Source organism: Gluconobacter sp. P5E10, from assembly GCF_018812145.1.
Lineage (GTDB): Bacteria > Pseudomonadota > Alphaproteobacteria > Acetobacterales > Acetobacteraceae > Gluconobacter > Gluconobacter cerinus.
Window position 1 is genome coordinate 46,701 of record NZ_JACRVZ010000005.1, and the last position, 18,675, is coordinate 65,375.

Here is an 18,675-nt window from a genome sequence, read left to right on the forward strand (position 1 = left end):
ACCGCAGCTTTTCTGGTGAGCAGACAAAATTATGAGCATTCTTCGCGGCCTGCTGTTCAATCTTTATTTCCTGATCCTCACAGTCATCATGGGCCTCGGTGCAATCCCGATCCGCCTCATGAAGCGACAGGATCTGGCACTCTCCTACGCCAAACTCTGGTCCAGAGCGGTGCTGTTCGGATTTGCACAGCTTTGCTCCGTGAAAATCGAAGTTCATGGTCGGGATAATATTCCTGCAGGCCCAAGCCTCATTGCATCCCAGCATCAGTCCTTCTTCGATGGCTTCGTCTGGATGAATCTGGTCCTCCTACCGACCTACATCATCAAAGCGGAACTGACTAAAATTCCCCTTGTCGGCCCCATGCTTGTTCTGAGCGGCATGATCCCTGTGGAACGAAGCGCTGGATCTAAAGCCCTGCGGACCATGATGAAAGACAGCGCACGCGCTCACGCATCTGACAGACAGATTATTATCTTTCCTGAAGGCACACGCACCCTCCCCGGAGAACGCCACCCCATCCAACCGGGCATTATTGCATTAGCCCGACAGGCTAATGTTCCTGTCGTGCCGGTCGCCACCAATTCCGGCCTCTTCTGGGACCGATCTCCCTGGCGGAAAAAACCTGGTGTTTTGAAGGTCGTCATCGGTGCGCCACTCCCCTCCACAGAGGGACGCAACGGCTTCACGACCGCGCTGAACGAAGCATGGGATGAACTGTGCGCAACCCATGAATTACCGCGCAATACTGTGGATAACTCTGTGGAGCTTCAGAGGGTTTAACAACCGCCGGAACAGAAGGAGTTTTGAGGCCAGAGGCTTCGGGCGAATTTCAAGAAACCCGACGGTTTCCATACATAGCTAAAAAACCCTGTTTTTCTGCGGTTTTCAGCTATTCCCTGACTTCAATGTACCCAGATCGCCTTCCATAGACTCGGCTGTCAAACAATGACTGCACGCGAAATGCTGTTTTGGGGATAAAATACCGCCCATCGAACCAGCCTCTTTATCCAGTTACACAAAGACAGGCCCAGTGAACCCAGTTTCCAATACTGCCCGTTACCTGAAAATCACGCTTGTCATCTTCTGTTTCATTACAGTTGTGGCAGCTGCAGATACCGCCCTGTGGCATCACGTCACCACCAGAATGCAGGCACAAATTGAAAACGAAGTCGCGAACCTGAAAGCTACGGGATGGTCTGTAGAAACTGGAGAAGTTCGTCGTGGAGGCTGGCCTTTCGGAGCATGGATCGACATCCAAAAACCCCAGTTCAGCCATAAAAATTTTCCTGCCCAACCATTCGAAGCGGGTTGGGCAGGTGAAACTTTCAGGCTTGGCGGACCATGGACGGAGCTCCTCAGAAACAGCCTCACCGTCTCCCTTTCTGGTCGTCAGGCTGCGCGCATTATCACTTCTTCGGCCAGAGCAACCATTCTCACAGAAGCTTTGAGACTGCACATCTCAGAGGACGGAACCGTGATGTTCCATGCTCCTTCTGCTCAAGTCGCCGTCGCAATGGACCTTGTGGATCAGACAGTCGCGCTGTCCCTCCTTTCTGGACGCATCCTCATCCAACCCCAGGCCCCAGCAGGAGCCACGCGCCTCGGACTGGATGTGTTGTCTTCCACTGTCGGCACATCATTTTTGAACGTTGCCAAGTATCCACTGCACAACGCTCATCTCGTGGTAGCTCTCACAACGTCCAGCACACATCCTGAAAGCCCGCTTTTTAGTCCTGAAGGCTATGAGCGCCTACTTGTGCAGACAGCATCATTTTCGATGGGGTCGGAAGCGACTTCTGCACATCTTTCCTTTTCCGGTGAACTGACATACCCAGCGCTCAACGGCCACCTCACCCTGACGCTTCTAAACTGGCATGATGCCGCCGAAAAAATCCTGAATATTCCGCGCCTTCAGGCCTCGCTTGCTCCAGACACGCGCGTCTTTCTTGAGCATATTTTGCACGCAACACCCTCATCCGGACTGGCAGAAAGTCATCCTGTTGTCGCAGAAGTTTCCGTCGTGAACGGTCATGCTGCACCTGCTCTCGAACAACTTTTGCAAACAATCTCCACACAAAAAATTGACGCGTCACATTTGCGCGAGTAGACGCAGGGAATGTTTTGATTTTTGTCAAAACCATGGCGCGGAAAGAAAACTATTCCCGTGCTGCGGCTTTCAAGATTCAGATCCGGGTCATGTGTGCAGTGCGGTGCGCATGATCTCAGCTCATTCCTGACTTCTAGGGTGCGAGCGTAGCTGACGGGTCCATGCGGACCGGTTCTGCGGTCCGCCTCCCAAGCAGAAGGCACCATCGCAATGTTTGGCCTGTCGGCTTTATTTCTCGCGCGATTTCAGTTCGCGTTTACAGTCGGGTTTCACATCGTATTCCCGGCATTCTCGATCGGGCTTGCTGCCTATCTCGCCGTTCTTGAGGGCCTCTGGCTCAAGACGGGACGCAGCGCCTATCTGGATCTCTTCAAATACTGGCTGAAAATCTTCTCCGTCGTATTCGCGATGGGCGTGGTTTCCGGTCTGGTCATGTCCTACGAGTTCGGGACCAACTGGTCCCAGTTCTCGCAGAAGGCTGGCCCCATCCTCGGCCCAATGCTGGCCTACGAAGTGATGACGGCCTTCTTCCTCGAAGCCGGCTTCCTTGGCGTCATGATGTTTGGCCTGAACCGCGTGGGCAAAGGCCTGCACTTTGGCGCCACTTGCATGGTCTCGATCGGCACGCTGATCTCCATGACGTGGATTCTCGCCTCCAATTCCTGGATGCAGACGCCGCAGGGCTACATCATCGATGAAGCGACAGGTCGCTTCCTGCCGGGTAACTGGTGGCAGATCATCTTCAACCCGTCCTTCCCGTTCCGCCTCGTGCACATGGGACTGGCAGCGTTCCTGTCCGTCGCGTTCATCGTGGCTGGCGTCGCTGGCTGGCACCTGCTGAAGGCCCGTCGTGAAGGTCGTCAGGCGTCCGAACAGGTCCGCCTGATGTTCTCCATGGCCATGTGGATGGCCGCGATCGTTGCTCCGGTCCAGTTTCTGGCGGGTGACACGCAGGGTCTGAACACGCTGGAATACCAGCCTGCCAAGATCGCCGCGATGGAAGGCGACTGGGACTCCGAAGGCCGTGCGCCGGAAATCCTATTCGGTATTCCGGACATGGAAAACGAAACGACGCACTACAAGGTCCAGATTCCGCTCCTCGGCTCCCTAATCCTGACACACAGCCTCGATGGCAAAGTGCCAGGCCTTAAGGACTACCCGAAGGATCTGCGCCCGTATTCGCCGCTGCTGTTCTTCTCCTTCCGCATCATGATCGCGCTTGGCTCGCTCATGGTTCTGGTTGGTCTGTGGTCTCTCTTCCTGCGCTGGAAGGGCAGCCTTTACAGCAACGCGATGCTCCATCGTGTCGCTCTGTGGATGTCCCCGGCAGGCTTTATCGCCCTGCTGTGTGGCTGGATCACGACTGAGGTCGGCCGTCAGCCGTACACGGTTTATGGCCTCCTGAAGACCTCCGACAGTGTCTCCCAGATCGCTCTGCCGAGCATGGCGACGTCGATGGTTGCCTTCGTGATTGTGTACTTTGTGGTCTTCGCAGGTGGCATCACCATTCTCCTGCGCAGCTTCGCAGAAGAGCCTCACTCTGGTGAGGAAGGTCCGTCCGAGCACGAGCCGCAGATGTCCGCTGGTACCACGCAGGTCTCACATCACCCCCACAATGCTGGTCTGGCGGAGTAAGCGATCATGACCGAATCCGCCGCTTTCTGGCTTCCCGTGGTCTGGGCCGTTCTCGCGGCCTCAGCCATCTTCCTCTACGTCATCCTTGACGGCTTTGACTTGGGCATCGGCGTCCTGTTCCTCAAAGAACGGGATCACGATCACCGCAACGTCATGGTCAACACGGTCGCTCCTGTCTGGGACGGCAACGAAACCTGGATGATCTTCGGCGGCGCCGCACTCTACGGCGTCTTCCCGGTTGCTTACGGCACGATTCTTCCCGCGCTGTACCTGCCCATCCTGTTCATGCTGCTGGCTCTCATCCTGCGCGGTGTCTCTTTCGAGTTCCGCTTCAAGATGAAGTCTCCCGGTTCACAGCTGTTCTGGGATGCATCCTTCTGCGGTGGCTCCATCGTTGCAGCATTCATGCAGGGTGTGATCCTCGGGACGCTGGTGCAGGGCATTCCTGTCCAGAACAACGTGTTCGTCGGAACCTCGCTGGACTGGCTGACGCCATTTGCACTGTTCTGTGGTGCAGCCGTCACAATCGGCTATGCGCTTCTGGGCTCCACGTGGCTCATCTGGCGCTGTGAAGGCGAACTTCAGGATACGATGCGTCGTGTTTCCTACGGCCTTGCTGGCCTGATGCTGCTGACGATCGTCGCTGTATCCGTCTGGACGCCACAGCTTCACACGACCTACATGCAGCATTGGCTGGAATGGCCACAGCTTGCTCTGGTCCTGCCGGTTCCCGTCGCTGTCGTAGCTGTCGCTGGCGCGCTGTTCCTGGGCCTGCGCAACCGCAAGTCCCACCTGCTGCCGTTCATCTCGACACTGGGTCTGTTCTTCCTGTGCTTCTCCGGTCTCGGGATCAACGTGTGGCCGTATATCGTGCCGCCGACCATCACGATCTGGCAGGCCTCTTCGCCACCAAGCAGTCAGGCGTTCGTCCTGTTCGGTGCGATGTTCCTGCTGCCAGTCATCCTCGGCTACACGATTTATTCCTACTATGTGTTCCGTGGAAAAGTGACGAACGAGCATCACTACCACTGACCTTCAGGGAGTTCGCGCCATGAGAATCGAGTACGGAAAGCCCAACCAGAAAACTGGCACCGTCGCCTGGATGAAACGGGTGGGATGGTTCGTACTCTTCTGGCTCAGCGGTGTCCTCGTCGTTGGCGTGGGCGCTGAACTCCTCAAGAGGATCATCTTCGGCGGCCATCACTAACCGAGGCCTCCCAAAGAAAAACCCCGCCCCTGAAAGGCGGGGTTTTTTATGCCCTCAGAAGGTATCTTTCTGCCGACGCAAGTCCGCAAAATGCGACACATCGGACGCTCGCAGAAATGGATTCGTAGCCCGCTCCGTTCCCAGAGAGACTGGCAATGTTGGTCTCCCCGCTTCCAGAAGCGTTTCCACTTCCGCTGCCCGTGCTTTCAGAGCCTGATTGTCTGGATCGACATGCAATGCGAACGCGACGTTCGAGCGGGTGTACTCATGTCCGGCACAAACCAGCGTGTTATCGGGCAGTGCATCATAACGATGGAGACTCCGATACAGTTCTTCTGCTGTCCCCTCCAGCAGGCGCCCACATCCGACACTGAACAGCACATCACCACAGAACAACGCAGGCACTTCAGGCACGACATAGGAAAGATGCCCGACAGCGTGTCCCGGCGTTAGAAGAACATCCACTTTGGTGGATCCGATACAAAAGCTGTCACCATCTTCAAGGCCACGATCCAGCTTGGGGAGCCATTCCTGCTTCTGGGATGGGCCGAACACTTTCGCGCCATATCGATCGCGAAGGGCTTCCACCCCTCCCGTGTGATCCGCGTGGTGATGCGTCAGAAGAATCAGATCGAGACGCCCTTCTCCCAACACGTCCATGACTGGGCCAGCTTCGCCTGGGTCCACGACAGCCCGCGTCCCGTCTTCTGCTTTCAAAAGCCAGACATAATTGTCTGACAAAACCGGAATGGACTGAATATCAAGTGACATGACAGTTCCCCTGAACTGAGCTTGCTGGTTAGATACTTCCATGCTGACGCGCCTGACACGCACCCGTTCCGAAGATGCTGCCGCTTTCTATCAAAGCTGGGCAGGCCAACGCACAGCCAGTCTCCTCAACCGAAGATTGAACAGCCTCCTGCCGGACCTCCGGGCGCGTCGACTTCTCGGGATAGGGTACCCCGGCCCCTATCTTCCTGCCACAGCCGGGTGCGCAATTTCTGCACGTTTGCAGCATCCCCAGACCCAGCGCCCATTTCACCACATCGTTCAGGACTGCCTGATTGAGAGCGGGCGCCTGCCTTTCGATGACCTGTCAATGGATACGGTGCTGGTCGTTCATGGACTGGAGTTTACCCGCTCAGCAGCAGATTTTCTTCGCGCCGCCTGGAAAGTCATGACGGATGACGGCTACCTGATTCTCGTCGTACCAAACCGCTCCGGCTACTGGGCCCATACGGATGCAACACCTTTTGGTCACGGCGTCCCCTTCAGCACCAGACAGTTGACGCGGTTGCTGGAGCAGGGACTGTTCCAAATCGAACACCATACTGGCGCCCTCATGACGCCCCCTGCTCTGCTGTCGCGCCTTTCAGGCACACTTCCAGAGCGCGTTGGAAAAATGATCCGCTACCCCTGCGCGGGCGTCCATATCGTGGTGGCTCGCAAGAACGTCTATGCAGGCCTTCCCCTGATGGACGAAAAAGCGCGTGTGACCGTCCCCAGACGGGTTGCAGAACCTGCCTGAAAAACGCCTTCTTTGTGGCGAATTCTTGACCCTAGCTTCCTGTGCCGTAAGAGTGCGTTCCATGTCGTTGATCCAGTCCCTCAAACTTGTCCTGTCGCCGCCACATCGCGCTGCGACTCCCTTCCTCGCTGCTGGTGCCTTCATTGGCATCATCGGCCGCCTGACGCCCTGGCGGTTCACGCGTCTCCTCGGAAAGGCTGGCATCGCATTTTCTGCCTTCTGCCTATACTTCTTCCGGGACCCGAAGCGCACACCACCATCGGGATCAGATCTCGTACTGGCGTCTGCAGATGGCCGCGTAACGTCGGTTTCCCTCGTTGCTCCGCCGGCAGCACTTGAAATGGGTACAACTCCGGTCTGGCGCGTCTCGACGTTCCTGTCCGTGCTGGACGTGCACATCAACCGGATGCCTGCAGCCGGTCAGGTCACGAAGATTGCCTATCATGCAGGCAAGTTCTTAAACGCGAGCCTCGACAAGGCCTCAGAGCATAACGAGCGCAACGAAATCCGCCTGACCCTTGCGGACGGCCGCAATATCGGCGTCGTGCAGATCGCAGGCCTGATTGCCCGCCGCATCCTCTGCTTCGTTGAAGAAGGCGAGCATCTGGAAGCTGGCGAACGCTTCGGTCTGATCCGTTTTGGCTCCCGCACGGACGTGTATCTGCCGCCGGGTGTTGAGCCGATCGTTGTTGAAGGCCAGACCATGATCGGGGGCGAAACCGTCCTGGCGAAGCTCTGAGCCAGAACGCGCCAATGACCATTCTCGAGACGGCTGAACCCAACCGTCCTGCCAGACGCCGCCGCATTCGTCGCCGACTGCGCCGCATGGGACGCACCCCCCGCACACGCGTGCGGGGACCGTCCTTTAACCGGCTGATTCCCAACATCCTGACAATGCTCGGCCTGTGTGCCGGGTTGAGCGGGATGCGATTTGCGCTGGAACACCAGTTTGCACACGCAGCGGTCGCTCTCCTGATCGCAGCCTGCATTGATGGACTGGACGGCCGGATTGCCCGCCTTCTGCGCGGCACAACGCGTTTTGGCGCCGAATTCGACAGTCTGTCAGATTTTGTATGCTTCGGTGTGGCACCGTCATTCGTGCTGCTGATCTGGTGCCTTGAAGATGCCGGGCGCTATGCCTTCGTCCCTTGCATCATGTTCACGGTCTGCATGGCCCTTCGTCTGGCACGCTTTAACGCAAGCCTGGATGATGATGACAAGCCGGATTACTCCGCCAACTTCTTTACCGGCGTTCCAGCCCCTGCTGGCGCAGGTATCGTTCTGTTCCCCGTATTCTTGGGCCTTGAGGCAGACAGGATGCATGCCGAAGGCCTTGCGGCTTTCGCCCGTGCACCCATCGTCTCGGCAGTCTGCCTGATCCTGACAGGTCTGCTGCTGGTCTCGACGCTGCCGGTCTGGTCTTTCAAGAATTTCAAGGTTCCGGCCCGCTATGTTCTGCCGCTTATGCTGGGAACGGGCCTTTATGCGGCCGTTCTCGTTGCAGACCCGTGGGGCGCACTAGCCGCAGCCGGACTTTTCTATGTCGCAATACTGCCCTTTTCTCGCCGGTCTTATCACCGGCTGAAACGGGCCGCTGAAGACATGTCCGAGACGGTTGAAGAAGAAGCAATCTGAACAAAAAAAAGCCGCCGGAATGACCGGCGGCTTTTTTTATGTCTCCACATGGCTGGAAGCAGTCTTCCAGCCATGTGGAAAATACTTACTCGGTCACATCCCACAGCCATGCTGCGCCACGAACGCCAGAGCTGTCACCATGCAGGTTCTTAACGATTGGCGTTGTGCAGACCGGCGTGATGACGTGCTTGCTCAGAAGCGGCGGAACACGCTCATACAGAGACGCCAGATTGGAAATCCCGCCTCCGAGAACAATCACGTCCGGATCAAGGAAGTTGATCGCGAGGGAACAGGCGCGCGCAAACCGCTCCATGTAGAGGTTCAATGCGCGGATGGCAGCCTGATCGCCGTTTGCAGCAGCATCTTCGATACCAGCCGTGTTGCGGTTACCAGGCCCCTTCCAGTCAGCAGCCAAAGCGGGACCGGAAAGATAGCGCTCCATGCAGCCCTTGTTTCCACAGAAGCAAGGACGCGGCTCACCATCTTCAGGGAGCGGCCAAGGAAGTGGCAGATGTCCCCATTCACCAGCAATATGGTGGCGGCCCTCAAGCACACGGCCGTTATTGACAATGCCAGCGCCCATGCCCGTTCCGACAATAATGCCAAAAACAGTCTGTGCACCTTTAGCTGCACCATCGGCCGCTTCAGACAACGCAAAGCAGTTTGCATCGTTCTCTGTGCGAACAGGGCGGGACAGAGCCGATTCCAGATCCATGCCGAAAGGCTGATCGTTCAGCCAGGTCGCGTTGGCGTTCTTGATCAGCCCCGTCTCCGGAGAAATCGATCCTGGAATGCCAATACCCAGCGTGGACGTGCTCTGACCGGCAGACACGCGGTGGCTGGGAACAGCGCCCAGACGGTGGTCCACGCTCGTCACGAGATCACGGATCGCTAGAACCGCTTCCGGATAAACACCTGGATTAGGAATTCGCTCACGCAGGACAAGATCGCCCTGACGATTAAGAACTGCGATCTCGATCTTGGTTCCACCGAGATCAATACCAAGGCGATAGTCAGCCATCTCATGCCCTGTGTTGTTTGGCGGCCGTCTGAAAAGAGAGCCTGAAAACAGATTAACGCACTGTATGCGCTCGTCTGATTGAACGTGAAAGCCTCTGTCGGCAAGTCATCCGATCACAAAAAATCAATGTTTCTGTTTTTGTAGGATCGAGTGCTGGTCAAACTCCGCCATTCATCTCTCAGCGAGACGCTGAAGACCCACAAGAATGTCCTGGGGAGACGGCGGACATCCTGGAATAGCCCGACGGACCGGCGTGAGCGCCTTCAAGCCTCCCAAAGTGGCATAATTCGGCCCGAACATCCCGCCATCAACAGCGCAGGCGCCTACAGCCACCAGACTTTTTCCAGCCGGCATCGCGTTCCAGACCCGCTCAAGCATCTGAACACAAGCCCTGCCCATCGGCCCCGTAACCAACAGCCAGTCTGCATCTGCCGGATCGGTAACGCGTGCGAAGCCATATTGCTCAAGAGCGAAAGTACTGCCGCATAAACTCTCCACTTCCATGGCGCAGCCTTCACATCCCCCGGTCTCCAATACGTACAAATTGATCGTATCGGGACGGACAGACGTGCCTTTGTCAGCAGATACTCTCCACCGCGAGACATTCAGGAAAGCGTGCAACACACTGAGTGGGCCCATAGTCTGAAACGCTGTCACATCGCCACTCCAGACGGGGCCAGAGCCAGAGACTTCAGCCCGGCGCTCAGACGCTCTGGAGCCTCTCCCTGCAAAACGCGATGCAGAACGGGTAGCAAAGAGACAGCCGGGTCTCGGGCATGGACAGACTCAATCTTCCCATTCTTCAGACGGACCCAGTACCAGACGTCACCTCTCGCCCCTTCAGCCGCGCCGATGCCTTCCTGCGTGGCTTCAGGTGCGGGCTCGTCATCATCCATGCCGATGCTCCCCAAAATCCGCTTGATTAAAGCCAGAGAATCCCGGATTTCCGTCAAACGCAGCGCATCGCGAGCTGCCGCATCGCCATCGCTAGAGCCTGTTGCCCGCAAAGCATCCAGCCGCATACCAACTTCCCTGCGACGCACATCCAGGCTTCGACCTGAAGCCCGACCGACCAGACCACCCACGGCAAACTCACGTGCCTGCGCGGGCGCCAAAACAGCCAGTCCCTTCAAACGGGGTGCAAATACGGATTGCAGTTCGCGCAGTTGCGCCATGCGGGAATACATGACCTCCAGAACAGCTTGAGCCAGCGGAACGATTTCCAAACCAGACCGCACACCCTCACACGTAATTACGTCTGTTAGTCGGCGCGGTACGCCCTGCTCTGCACAAGCGGCGGCAATAGCCTCCCGCGCATGCTCACAGTGTGTTGCCAGCAGCCCCGCATCCACGGCACGTGCTGTTCTCGCCATATCGAAGAGGTGGACGGAAATTCGCTCGATTTCCAGAAGGATCATCCAGGCATCCCGCGTCCCTGGACCCGGCTGCAACCCGCGCGCTTGGGCAACAGCCCGGGAAAACGCCATTGGGTGAGCGACAAAACCCCCAGCCGTCATGCGGGCAACCAGCGGGAGAGCCTCTTCAGGCGACAATCCAACCATGCGTTGCAACACACCGCGATGAGCCAGTCCGGCATCGACGGACAGCCCTTGCACTGCGCCGCGCACAACATCGAAAGAGAGTTCGAGCGGACCGCTCAATCCTGTTGTTTCCGCGCGCAGACGGCTACGGCCCGCAGGCAAGGGCATAGCCTGCCCTCCAGGCCCCGGCCTTGAGGACAGCGGCCATGTCGTTTCCCAGAAACCATCATCAAGGGCAGGACGACCATCTCCGCAGGCACTCATGGCCTCAACGCCCCAGAGATCATAGGCCACACGCTCCCCCCACTCCGCCGCAGGGAAACGTGAAGATGGCGCCAGATAGCGACGATCTTCCACCGGCGTACTGGCCATCAGCGGGCAATCGCCGTCCAGCAACAGCACGTAAACACGCTGCTCATCCGCCCAGCAGGACAACAGTGACAAAGCTCTGCCAGGTGCAGTCAGCATCACTTCCCATTGCTCGGGATCAAGATGGTAATGCGCCAGTGCAATTCGCTCACCACTCCGGATGATGCGTTCCATGCTTATCATGGCCGCCACCCGGGTGCTGGATGCCATGCCAGAAGCATTGGCCCACAAAGACCGACAAGCAAAAGAACAGCTTCAACGGCCGGAACAATGCCACCCTTGAGACTAAGACCGGACGGCATCAGCCCGGCCAGACGAACCTGCCTCAACCCGGGCAGAAGACAAACGATCATCAGCACCAGGAGCAGTGGCTCGAGAGAGCGACCAATCGCCAACAAAGCGCAAAAGACCGGCCATGGCGCTACACCAGCAGCAACCATTTCGTATCGACGTCCGTCATTCTGACGTTCCAGAACAGCCAATCCGACAGACGCCACCAAAAGAAGGACAATTGCACTTCCTTCACCAACCGCCGCGGCAATCGCACCCAGCGAGGACAGAATGGGCAAGAAGACACCGCGACCTCGGGACTGGCCTGCCATACGCATGATCAGTGTCCCAAACCCTGCGACCAGCACCAGAATATGAACGAGCGGGTGCCCGTCCAGGCGCAACATCAGCAGAATGGCCGCAAACCTCAGACCCGTATCAAGCAATACGGCATCAGGTTCCGGGACGGGAGACGGCCCCAGACCGGCCATCATGCACAACCCGACTGTCAGCAGAACCGGCCCCAGAGGAGACTGATCCATCGACAGCAGGGATGCCCCCAGCACTCCCAGAATAACTCCACCGAGACGTGACCTCGCCATATCCCAGACAATGGCAGCCTTCTGCGCTCCCCGGCCCTCGCGCCAGGCCCAGAGAACCGTTCCTGCGCCGCACAGCACCGTGACGGCAAAAGCTGAATGAACATTCAGGGCCATCAAAGCGCATCCAGTCACCAGAAAGGGCAGAATGCGTCCAACCCGGTCTCCCGCAGGCGGTAAAAGAAGCGGCATGACTGCAACCACGCAGGAGCACGCGGCGGCGAGCGCATCCGCACCCGGCATCAGCCAAACTGCAACAGGGGTCATGAGAGCACCAGCAATCGCAAACGTACGACTGCTGACAGCCTGTCGACCGGGAGGTGTCATGAGTAGCAGAAAAGCAGCCAGAAGCGGCCAGACTGTCACGGCGAACAGAGTTCCAACGGGAGCAAGTGGATGCATCAGTTTTCCTCCACCCGCCGCCAGGCAAGGCGTGGCAACAGCGTCATACCCAGTGCGCCCAGAACACCCCATAGCGCTACAGCCGCAGCAAAGAACGGCCACGACTGAAGAACACACGCCATGACAATCAGTCCGTCAGCAGCCATCAGCAGCCCTGTAAACTGCACAAGGGCTGGGCCGAAAGCAGCGCCACACAGGCCCACCAGAACCGCTCCCGCTCCCAACACAGGCGCCAACCCAAGACTCGCACCTGAGAGACCTAGTGCCAGCAGCAGAAGCAACGCCCCGACCACAGGCAGCACGGCACCGCGATCTGGCACATGACCAGCGAACCGCCTGAGCCATATCCAGGCACCAATATTCAGACCGATTAACGCGATTGAGGTGAGCAGCGCCAGAAGCCCTCCACAGACTGTCGCCCCTGCAAAAGCACATACCAGACCGTAAAGGGGCAGGCCTCGTCCATCTCGCCCCAGCCCGGCAAGCGCCAGCAACAGGAGCATGCCAAATCCGACAATCATGTCGCAAACCTCCCGGCGAGCGCGAGCAGAAGCGCCACTCCGGCAAATAGCGCCGTCAGTCGTTCACTGCGTTCCTGTGCGGTGAGCCTCAGTCCAATAAGCACGACCACCACAAGAGCAAGTCGACCCAACAGCCCGCCCAATCCAACAAACCAGCCCGTCACATCGCTTCCACCCAGACCAACCGTGATGGGCAGAGCGAGATCAGCCAGCAGCAGAAGCCAGGCCGCATTCAAAACTTCCGCAACATTCCGCGACATCTCACGAGCCTGACGGCGTTTTTCGCCGTCCAGACGCTGGATCATATCGTCTTCACGCAGGGGCGGGCAGGAAATTGCCAACGCCAATGCGCATGCGCCCAGCGCGCCTTCCAGCCCTGGTGCTGGCTCAATGTGCAACATGGCACATAAGCCCCCCAGACCATCCGCGCCCGGTGCCGCAAGCGCAATCAAGGCTTCCGTCAGGCAGAGCACCAGAACGGCAGGGAGAACCCGCCGCCATTCTTCCCTTTGCTGTGGAACACCTAACATGAGGCGACCGGCCAGCAGCAAAAGGCCGATCAGCAGAGGATTGGCGAGAGAAACAAATGCCCCGCCCGTCGTCACGGCAGGCAGAACAACAAAGATCAACAATGCAATGGCCAAGACAAGCGCCAGTCTCGGTGCGACAGGCTGCCTTAAGACAACGCCCCAGAAACCGATTGCCCTGCGCATCTGACGCTGAGGCCCGCAAATTGCTTCGCCATTTATCCAGCGAGGCAACTCTGCCAGCGCCCACCCCATGACAGGCGCCAGAGCCAGAAGAATAAAAAGCTGAAACAATGTCTGGGCGACAGCCCACAGACCGGTCATCATCATGCTGTCAGACCCAGAACCACCAGAACAAGCGCAAGCAGCACAAGCCAGAGCCCCACCGCCATCTGCCGCATATCTGGCATTTGACCGCTCTTAAGCGCCGCCAGTGCCTGAAGACGAATACGACCACCGACAATCAAACGACGCATGATCCAGGGCAGAGCCGGAGGTTCTTCGAAGAGTCCGGTCTCGGAACGTCCGGTCTGCGTCCCCGGAAGCAGTAAGTTCGCGATAGCCTTTTCAAGACCGCGCTCCGTGCGCCACGATTTTACAAAGAACAGCCACATCACACTGAGAATTAACATCAAAGCTGGCACCTTGAGGTGCGCGCCGTCTCCCCCACCCAAAGACCAGAACGGCCAGACCCACTCTCCCTCGACGTGATGAAGCACGGGACTGAACACACCAAACACTGCCATCGGCAGCAGCAGCGCGCCTAAAATAACCCCGCAGACCGCACCAGCTGGACCGATAGGCAAAACGCCCGTGTCGGGCCGACGCCCCACAGTCAAAACATCAAACAGTGAAATCAGGCCAATCAGAAGCGCCACAAGCACTCCAATCACGCTCCAGCCCTGCACACCGGCAGCCAGCCCCAGCGCAGCGTGAATTCCCAGCCACAACACAAGAAACCCCGGCAGGGGTGGAAACGGCAGACGCAACGTCACGAGGACTGGCATCAGTCTCAGCACCGGAACGGACAGCGCTATCAGGGTCAGATCCAGCAACAGACTTTCAAGCGCAATCCGCGCGCCTGTCCCCATGCCCTCATCCTGCGCTGCAATCAGAAGCGTTGCCAGAATGGCAGGCCGGACCAGTCCCAGATCGCCAGGGGAAATTCCCCAGAACACGCTGCGCCCTAAAACGAGCAAAACAAGAGCAGCCAGTCCCGCTGCACAGCCGATAGGGACCACGGCCCCCGCATGCCAGACAAGCGCAACGGCAAGAACAGACGACAACGCCGGAAACAGCGCACCCTCACGCGTAAAGAGCGCCGACCAGAACAGCACCGGAAAGAGAGAAAGAAGCGCCAACGTACTGTCTGGCATCAACGTCGAGCATATGAGAGCTGGCAGCGCCCACCATACCGGGCACGCTTTGCGCTCCTGCGTCATCAGCACGCCAATCGCTACAGCAACAGCCGGGGCAAACGTCAACAATACAGCCGCAAGAGCTGCCGGAAGCGCAAAGCGCCCCCGGCCAACACGGCTTTCCCGGTCTGTCTTAAGAGCAGCAGGAAAGGTCAATGCCGCAAGGCAAAGAGAGACCGGATCAGTATGAAACAGGGCAGAAAAAGTGAGCAGGGTACGGTCCGGTCCAGAGTGGGAACGGGCCGTATCAGATCATGCCCGTCAGATCATGGCGAGAGATACCTTGCGTTGCGGCGGAGGGAAAGCATGATCCAGAACTTTCAGGTCCTCTTCAGTGAGGCTGATTTCCAAACTGGCAACATTGGAGATGAGATGCTTTGGAGAGCCAGCCTTGGGAATAGCCATGACATTTTCCCGACGCATCACCCAGGCCAGTGCAATCTGAGCAGGATCAGCCGGGCCAGCAGACGTCTCATGTCTCCCTGCGATCTCGGCAAGAGCGGGGTGCTGGAGAAGTTCACCGCCCTGCCCCAAGGGAGAATAAGCCATCGTCACAGTGCCGGTCGAAAGATCATGATCCAGCAGATCAAACTCTGTTCCGCGATGCTCCAGACTGTAAAGAACCTGATTGACCTGACAGGACCCTGAAAGCGCCTCGATTTCTTCCATGTCATCAACATCGAAGTTCGAAACACCCCATCCCCGGATCAGCCCGTCTGTCTGGAGGTCTTCAAACGCCCGAATGGTCTCTTCCAGCGGCGTACCACCACGCCAGTGCAGCAGATACATGTCCAGCCAGTCCGTATCCAGGCGGTCCAGCGAGCGCCGGCAGGCCCGGCGCACGCCGTCATAAGACGCGTTGGACGGGAGAACCTTGCTGACGAGATAAACATCATCCCGCACATCCGCGATAGCTTCACCAACCAGCTTTTCAGACCTGCCGTTTCCATACATTTCCGCTGTGTCGATAACCCGTAAACCGGCTTCGAGGCCCGTGCGCAAACTCTTGATTTCCAAAGGGCGGCGATCTGCACTGTCTCCGACATTCCATGTCCCCATTCCCAATGCAGGAACGGTGGTGCCGTTGCGGAGCGTAACGGTTTTCATAAGGCGTCTCCCGGGAAGAACTCTGTCACACAACGACATACCCCCCGAAGATGTTCCGCCTGAACCTCAGCCGGACTTCTTCCAGCCCCGCTCCTGCTGCTGCCAGTACACAAGAGTATGGCCCGCCGCTTTCAAGGCTACCCATCTTTGACGGGCCTTCTGGACGCTCGCGGGGTCACGCCCATCGAACAGGTCAAAAATTCTTGTGAACGGAGAAAAATCGTCTTCTCCAGCGCCATCAATCCGGAACAGGAACTTTGCGCCATTCGGCACATCAGTCCCTTCTGTCAGCCAGATTGGCTGCCAGGACGCATGACCCATTTTCGCAGTGCCATGCGGAAGCCACACAGGATCGCGGGACGCCCAGAGTGCGGCATCCAGAGCCGTAACGGACGCTGCATCGGGGCAACGGACCAAGGCCCGCTCCCCAACATCCAGCGTCTTACCCAAAAGCGCAGGCAACGCCTCTTCCAGAGGCGTCCGCGTCAGATGATAAAATCCGACATCCACTCTTAGGCACGGGCCTCATGAGACTGTACGAACTGGTTCAGAAGACGAACCCCAAACCCAGTTGCACCCTTCGGAGCCGTCGGGGACGCCGTCGTCTTCCATGTCGTGCCCGCAATATCCAGATGCGCCCAGACAGTCTCACCAACGAAGCGCTTCAGGAACTCAGCCGCCAGAATGGCACTCCCCGGACGGCCACCAATGTTCTTCATATCAGCGATGTCAGAGTCGATCTGGCGGTTGTAGGCCTCGCCCATCGGCATCCGCCACAGACCTTCGCCAACCTGTTTTCCAGCCTCGAACAAACCGGAAGCCAGCGTGTCGTCATTGCTGAACAAACCTGCGTTTTCCGTTCCAAGACTCACCACGATCGCACCAGTCAATGTGGCCAGATCGACCATCAGCTTCGGCTTGAAACGATCCTTTGTGTAGGCAAGAACATCCGCCAGAACCAGACGGCCTTCGGCATCCGTGTTCAGCACTTCAATGGTCTGGCCGCTATAACTCGTCACAATATCGCCCGGACGCTGGGCCCGGTCGGACACCATGTTTTCCACCAGTCCGACAACACCGATCGCATTTACGGGAGCCTTGCGGCGCGCCAGTGCGCTCATGAGGCCGATCACCGTGGCGGCACCGCCCATATCGGTCTTCATTTCGTCCATGCCGGCAGCAGGCTTGATCGAAATTCCGCCGCTATCAAACGTTACGCCCTTACCGATGAAGGCTAAAGGGGCCTCATCACCACCGCCATTATGACGGACGATCACCGTGCGGGGCTTGTTCGCACTTCCCTGTGCCACACCCAGAAGGGCACCAAAGCCCAATTCCTGCATGGCGGCTTCATCGAGAACCTCCACTTCAAGACCCGTCTCACGGAGCGCTTCGATCCGCGCTGTGAACGTTTCCGGAGACAGAATGTTGGCGGGTTCGCTGATAAGGTCACGGGTCAGAAACACACCGCGAGATACGGCATCCAGAGCCGTCCAGCGCGCTTCAGCGGCGGCAACATCCGAAGCCACGACCGTCAAAGCCTTCAGAACCGGCCTCTCGGAAGACTTCTTCGTGCGATACAGAGCAAAGTCGTAACGAGCCAGACGCGCACCCAACGCAGCTTCCGGTGCAAATTCTGCAATATCTGCCGTCAGGGCGAGAGCAGCATCAGCCACGCCATCGAGCGCTTTAGCCGCAGAGCCACCAGCATTTTCAACAGCAACCGATCCGACAGCCGAGCCATCCTTAGCCGCACATCCCACCAGAACAACCTGAGACAGACCAGCAGATGGAGCCGTCAGCACAACTGTCTGCCCAACTTCGCCCTTAAAACCCTTGAAAGACGCAGCACGGCTCAATGCACCAGCCGTCGCGTCATCGAGTGCCTTGAAGGTGCTGTCTTCAAAGGTCGCCTTCCCATGCCCAATCAAGGCAACGGCCTGTGGCTGAGCGTCGTTCAGCGCTGGAAGCGAACCAAAAGAAATATCGAGCATATCGCACCTTTTGCATGGCAGAACCATTTCAGTGCTCCCGTTATCGGGAACAGCGTGCTTCCACACAAGAGGGGAGCAGTTCGATGAGCACAACGGAGACGTCACATGTCACTGCGTTCCGGCTTCATTTCCGCTGCAATCATCGCCTCATTGGCGTGCTCTGTTCCGCATGCAACAGCGCACGAGGCCTCCGGGCAACTCAGCCGGCTCTCACTCCTGCCCCTGCATGACGGACTGAACACTTTCGAAAGCCCACTCGGACCGTTCTCCATTTTCCAGGCATGGCGGGACAACGGAAATGCGTGGGGCTATCACATGTATGTTCTGACGACCGTCATCGACAAAAGAACCAGCGTTATTGGTATCGAAGGATCCACAGAGACACCCGATCACTCATTCGAAGACCATCTGAGAGATTCACCTCATACGGGCGAGGACGCGTTGACCACCGTTCAATTTGCTCATGGCATACTGGATGGAAGACCCGCGACTCTCTTGCTCGAAGCCATTCGAAACCCACAAGATGGCCCTGTAACCTCTCGTGGCCCAACCATCATTTACATTTACAGCCTTGTCGCATCAGATGGCGTTCCCGGATGGACACCGCTCTATTTTCATTTTGTCAAAAAGATCGCAGTCCCGGGCACATTCTGTAGCTCCGATATCGCATTGAAAGTCGCCACAGGCCTGCCCCTGTCCGCCGATGCGGGGCCGCCCTCCTCTCCAGATGGATGCTTCCCGTAATCACGACGTGACATCCCTCGCATCAGCACATGACGAAACGCCTTTCATG

Annotated in this window: 20 protein-coding genes; 9 read left to right on the forward strand and 11 right to left on the reverse strand. The window is 57.8% G+C overall.

The genetic code is table 11. The features are described 5' to 3' along the window. Nucleotides 1–31: 31 nt before the first annotated feature. From KP707_RS11585 to KP707_RS11605, 5 genes are all read left to right on the forward strand, one after another. Nucleotides 32–781 (forward strand): 1-acyl-sn-glycerol-3-phosphate acyltransferase, encoded by a 750-nt coding sequence (locus KP707_RS11585; protein WP_211503331.1) that lies wholly within the window; start codon nt 32–34, stop codon nt 779–781. Between the two features lie 250 nt (nt 782–1,031). After that, complete coding sequence (locus KP707_RS11590) at nt 1,032–2,108, forward strand: DUF2125 domain-containing protein (protein ID WP_211503330.1); 1,077 nt, start codon at nt 1,032–1,034, stop codon at nt 2,106–2,108. Between the two features lie 210 nt (nt 2,109–2,318). Continuing rightward, nucleotides 2,319–3,743, forward strand: coding sequence for a cytochrome ubiquinol oxidase subunit I (locus tag KP707_RS11595; RefSeq protein ID WP_046901266.1), 1,425 nt, complete (start codon nt 2,319–2,321; stop codon nt 3,741–3,743). A gap of 6 nt (nt 3,744–3,749) precedes the next feature. Beyond that, entirely contained in the window at nt 3,750–4,775 is a 1,026-nt protein-coding gene (cydB, locus tag KP707_RS11600) for a cytochrome d ubiquinol oxidase subunit II (RefSeq protein WP_046901265.1), read from the forward strand. Between the two features lie 19 nt (nt 4,776–4,794). Next, a complete protein-coding gene (locus KP707_RS11605) occupies nt 4,795–4,950 on the forward strand; it encodes a DUF2474 domain-containing protein (protein ID WP_086633006.1) in 156 nt (51 codons plus the stop codon). Nucleotides 4,951–5,004: 54 nt separating this feature from the next. On the opposite strand, the gene gloB is transcribed toward KP707_RS11605, so the two are convergent. After that, nucleotides 5,005–5,721, reverse strand: coding sequence for a hydroxyacylglutathione hydrolase (gene gloB, locus KP707_RS11610; protein WP_211503329.1), 717 nt, complete (start codon nt 5,719–5,721; stop codon nt 5,005–5,007). A 40-nt stretch (nt 5,722–5,761) separates the two neighbouring features. On the opposite strand from gloB, the gene KP707_RS11615 reads away from it, so the two are divergent. The 3 genes from KP707_RS11615 (at nt 5,762) to KP707_RS11625 (ending at nt 8,113) form a co-directional block, all read left to right on the forward strand. Then, a complete protein-coding gene (locus KP707_RS11615) occupies nt 5,762–6,478 on the forward strand; it encodes a methyltransferase domain-containing protein (RefSeq protein WP_211503328.1) in 717 nt (238 codons plus the stop codon). 61 nt (nt 6,479–6,539) lie between these two features. After that, nucleotides 6,540–7,217, forward strand: a complete 678-nt coding sequence (locus KP707_RS11620) for a phosphatidylserine decarboxylase (protein WP_211503327.1) — start codon at nt 6,540–6,542, stop codon at nt 7,215–7,217. A 14-nt stretch (nt 7,218–7,231) separates the two neighbouring features. Then, nucleotides 7,232–8,113 carry a phosphatidylcholine/phosphatidylserine synthase gene (locus KP707_RS11625; RefSeq protein ID WP_211498455.1) on the forward strand — a complete coding sequence of 294 codons (882 nt, stop codon included), beginning with the start codon at nt 7,232–7,234 and terminating at the stop codon, nt 8,111–8,113. An 85-nt stretch (nt 8,114–8,198) separates the two neighbouring features. On the opposite strand, the gene KP707_RS11630 is transcribed toward KP707_RS11625, so the two are convergent. The 10 genes from KP707_RS11630 to KP707_RS11675 all read right to left on the reverse strand — a co-directional run bounded on the left by KP707_RS11630 (nt 8,199) and on the right by KP707_RS11675 (nt 17,882). Next, entirely contained in the window at nt 8,199–9,134 is a 936-nt protein-coding gene (locus KP707_RS11630) for an ROK family protein (RefSeq protein WP_046901260.1), read from the reverse strand. A 171-nt stretch (nt 9,135–9,305) separates the two neighbouring features. Further along, nucleotides 9,306–9,773: an NADH-quinone oxidoreductase subunit B family protein gene (locus KP707_RS11635; protein ID WP_211503366.1), complete on the reverse strand. Its 468-nt coding sequence runs from the start codon at nt 9,771–9,773 to the stop codon at nt 9,306–9,308. Nucleotides 9,774–9,787: 14 nt separating this feature from the next. Beyond that, the gene (locus KP707_RS11640; protein ID WP_249202966.1) at nt 9,788–11,254 is read right to left on the reverse strand and encodes a hypothetical protein; all 1,467 of its coding nucleotides are present in this window, start codon (nt 11,252–11,254) and stop codon (nt 9,788–9,790) included. Beyond that, nucleotides 11,224–12,315, reverse strand: a complete 1,092-nt coding sequence (locus tag KP707_RS11645; RefSeq protein WP_211503326.1) for a hypothetical protein — start codon at nt 12,313–12,315, stop codon at nt 11,224–11,226. Before KP707_RS11645 ends, KP707_RS11640 begins: the two co-directional genes overlap by 31 nt. Beyond that, nucleotides 12,315–12,836 (reverse strand): hypothetical protein, encoded by a 522-nt coding sequence (locus KP707_RS11650; RefSeq protein WP_211503325.1) that lies wholly within the window; start codon nt 12,834–12,836, stop codon nt 12,315–12,317. Before KP707_RS11650 ends, KP707_RS11645 begins: the two co-directional genes overlap by 1 nt. Beyond that, nucleotides 12,833–13,693, reverse strand: a complete 861-nt coding sequence (locus tag KP707_RS11655; RefSeq protein ID WP_211503324.1) for a hypothetical protein — start codon at nt 13,691–13,693, stop codon at nt 12,833–12,835. The genes KP707_RS11650 and KP707_RS11655 overlap by 4 nt, the downstream gene beginning before the upstream one ends. Beyond that, a complete protein-coding gene (locus KP707_RS11660) occupies nt 13,690–14,937 on the reverse strand; it encodes a hypothetical protein (RefSeq protein ID WP_211503323.1) in 1,248 nt (415 codons plus the stop codon). Before KP707_RS11660 ends, KP707_RS11655 begins: the two co-directional genes overlap by 4 nt. 105 nt (nt 14,938–15,042) lie before the next feature. Then, nucleotides 15,043–15,888, reverse strand: a complete 846-nt coding sequence (locus KP707_RS11665) for an aldo/keto reductase (protein ID WP_211503322.1) — start codon at nt 15,886–15,888, stop codon at nt 15,043–15,045. A 66-nt stretch (nt 15,889–15,954) separates the two neighbouring features. After that, nucleotides 15,955–16,398, reverse strand: coding sequence for a DNA polymerase III subunit chi (locus KP707_RS11670; RefSeq protein ID WP_211503321.1), 444 nt, complete (start codon nt 16,396–16,398; stop codon nt 15,955–15,957). A gap of 2 nt (nt 16,399–16,400) precedes the next feature. Beyond that, nucleotides 16,401–17,882 (reverse strand): leucyl aminopeptidase, encoded by a 1,482-nt coding sequence (locus KP707_RS11675; protein WP_211503320.1) that lies wholly within the window; start codon nt 17,880–17,882, stop codon nt 16,401–16,403. 105 nt (nt 17,883–17,987) lie between these two features. Between KP707_RS11675 and KP707_RS11680 the strand changes: the two genes are divergently transcribed. Further along, on the forward strand, nt 17,988–18,626 hold the full coding sequence (locus tag KP707_RS11680; RefSeq protein ID WP_211503319.1) for a hypothetical protein: 639 nt from the start codon (nt 17,988–17,990) through the stop codon (nt 18,624–18,626). The last annotated feature ends 49 nt before the right edge of the window (nt 18,627–18,675 follow it).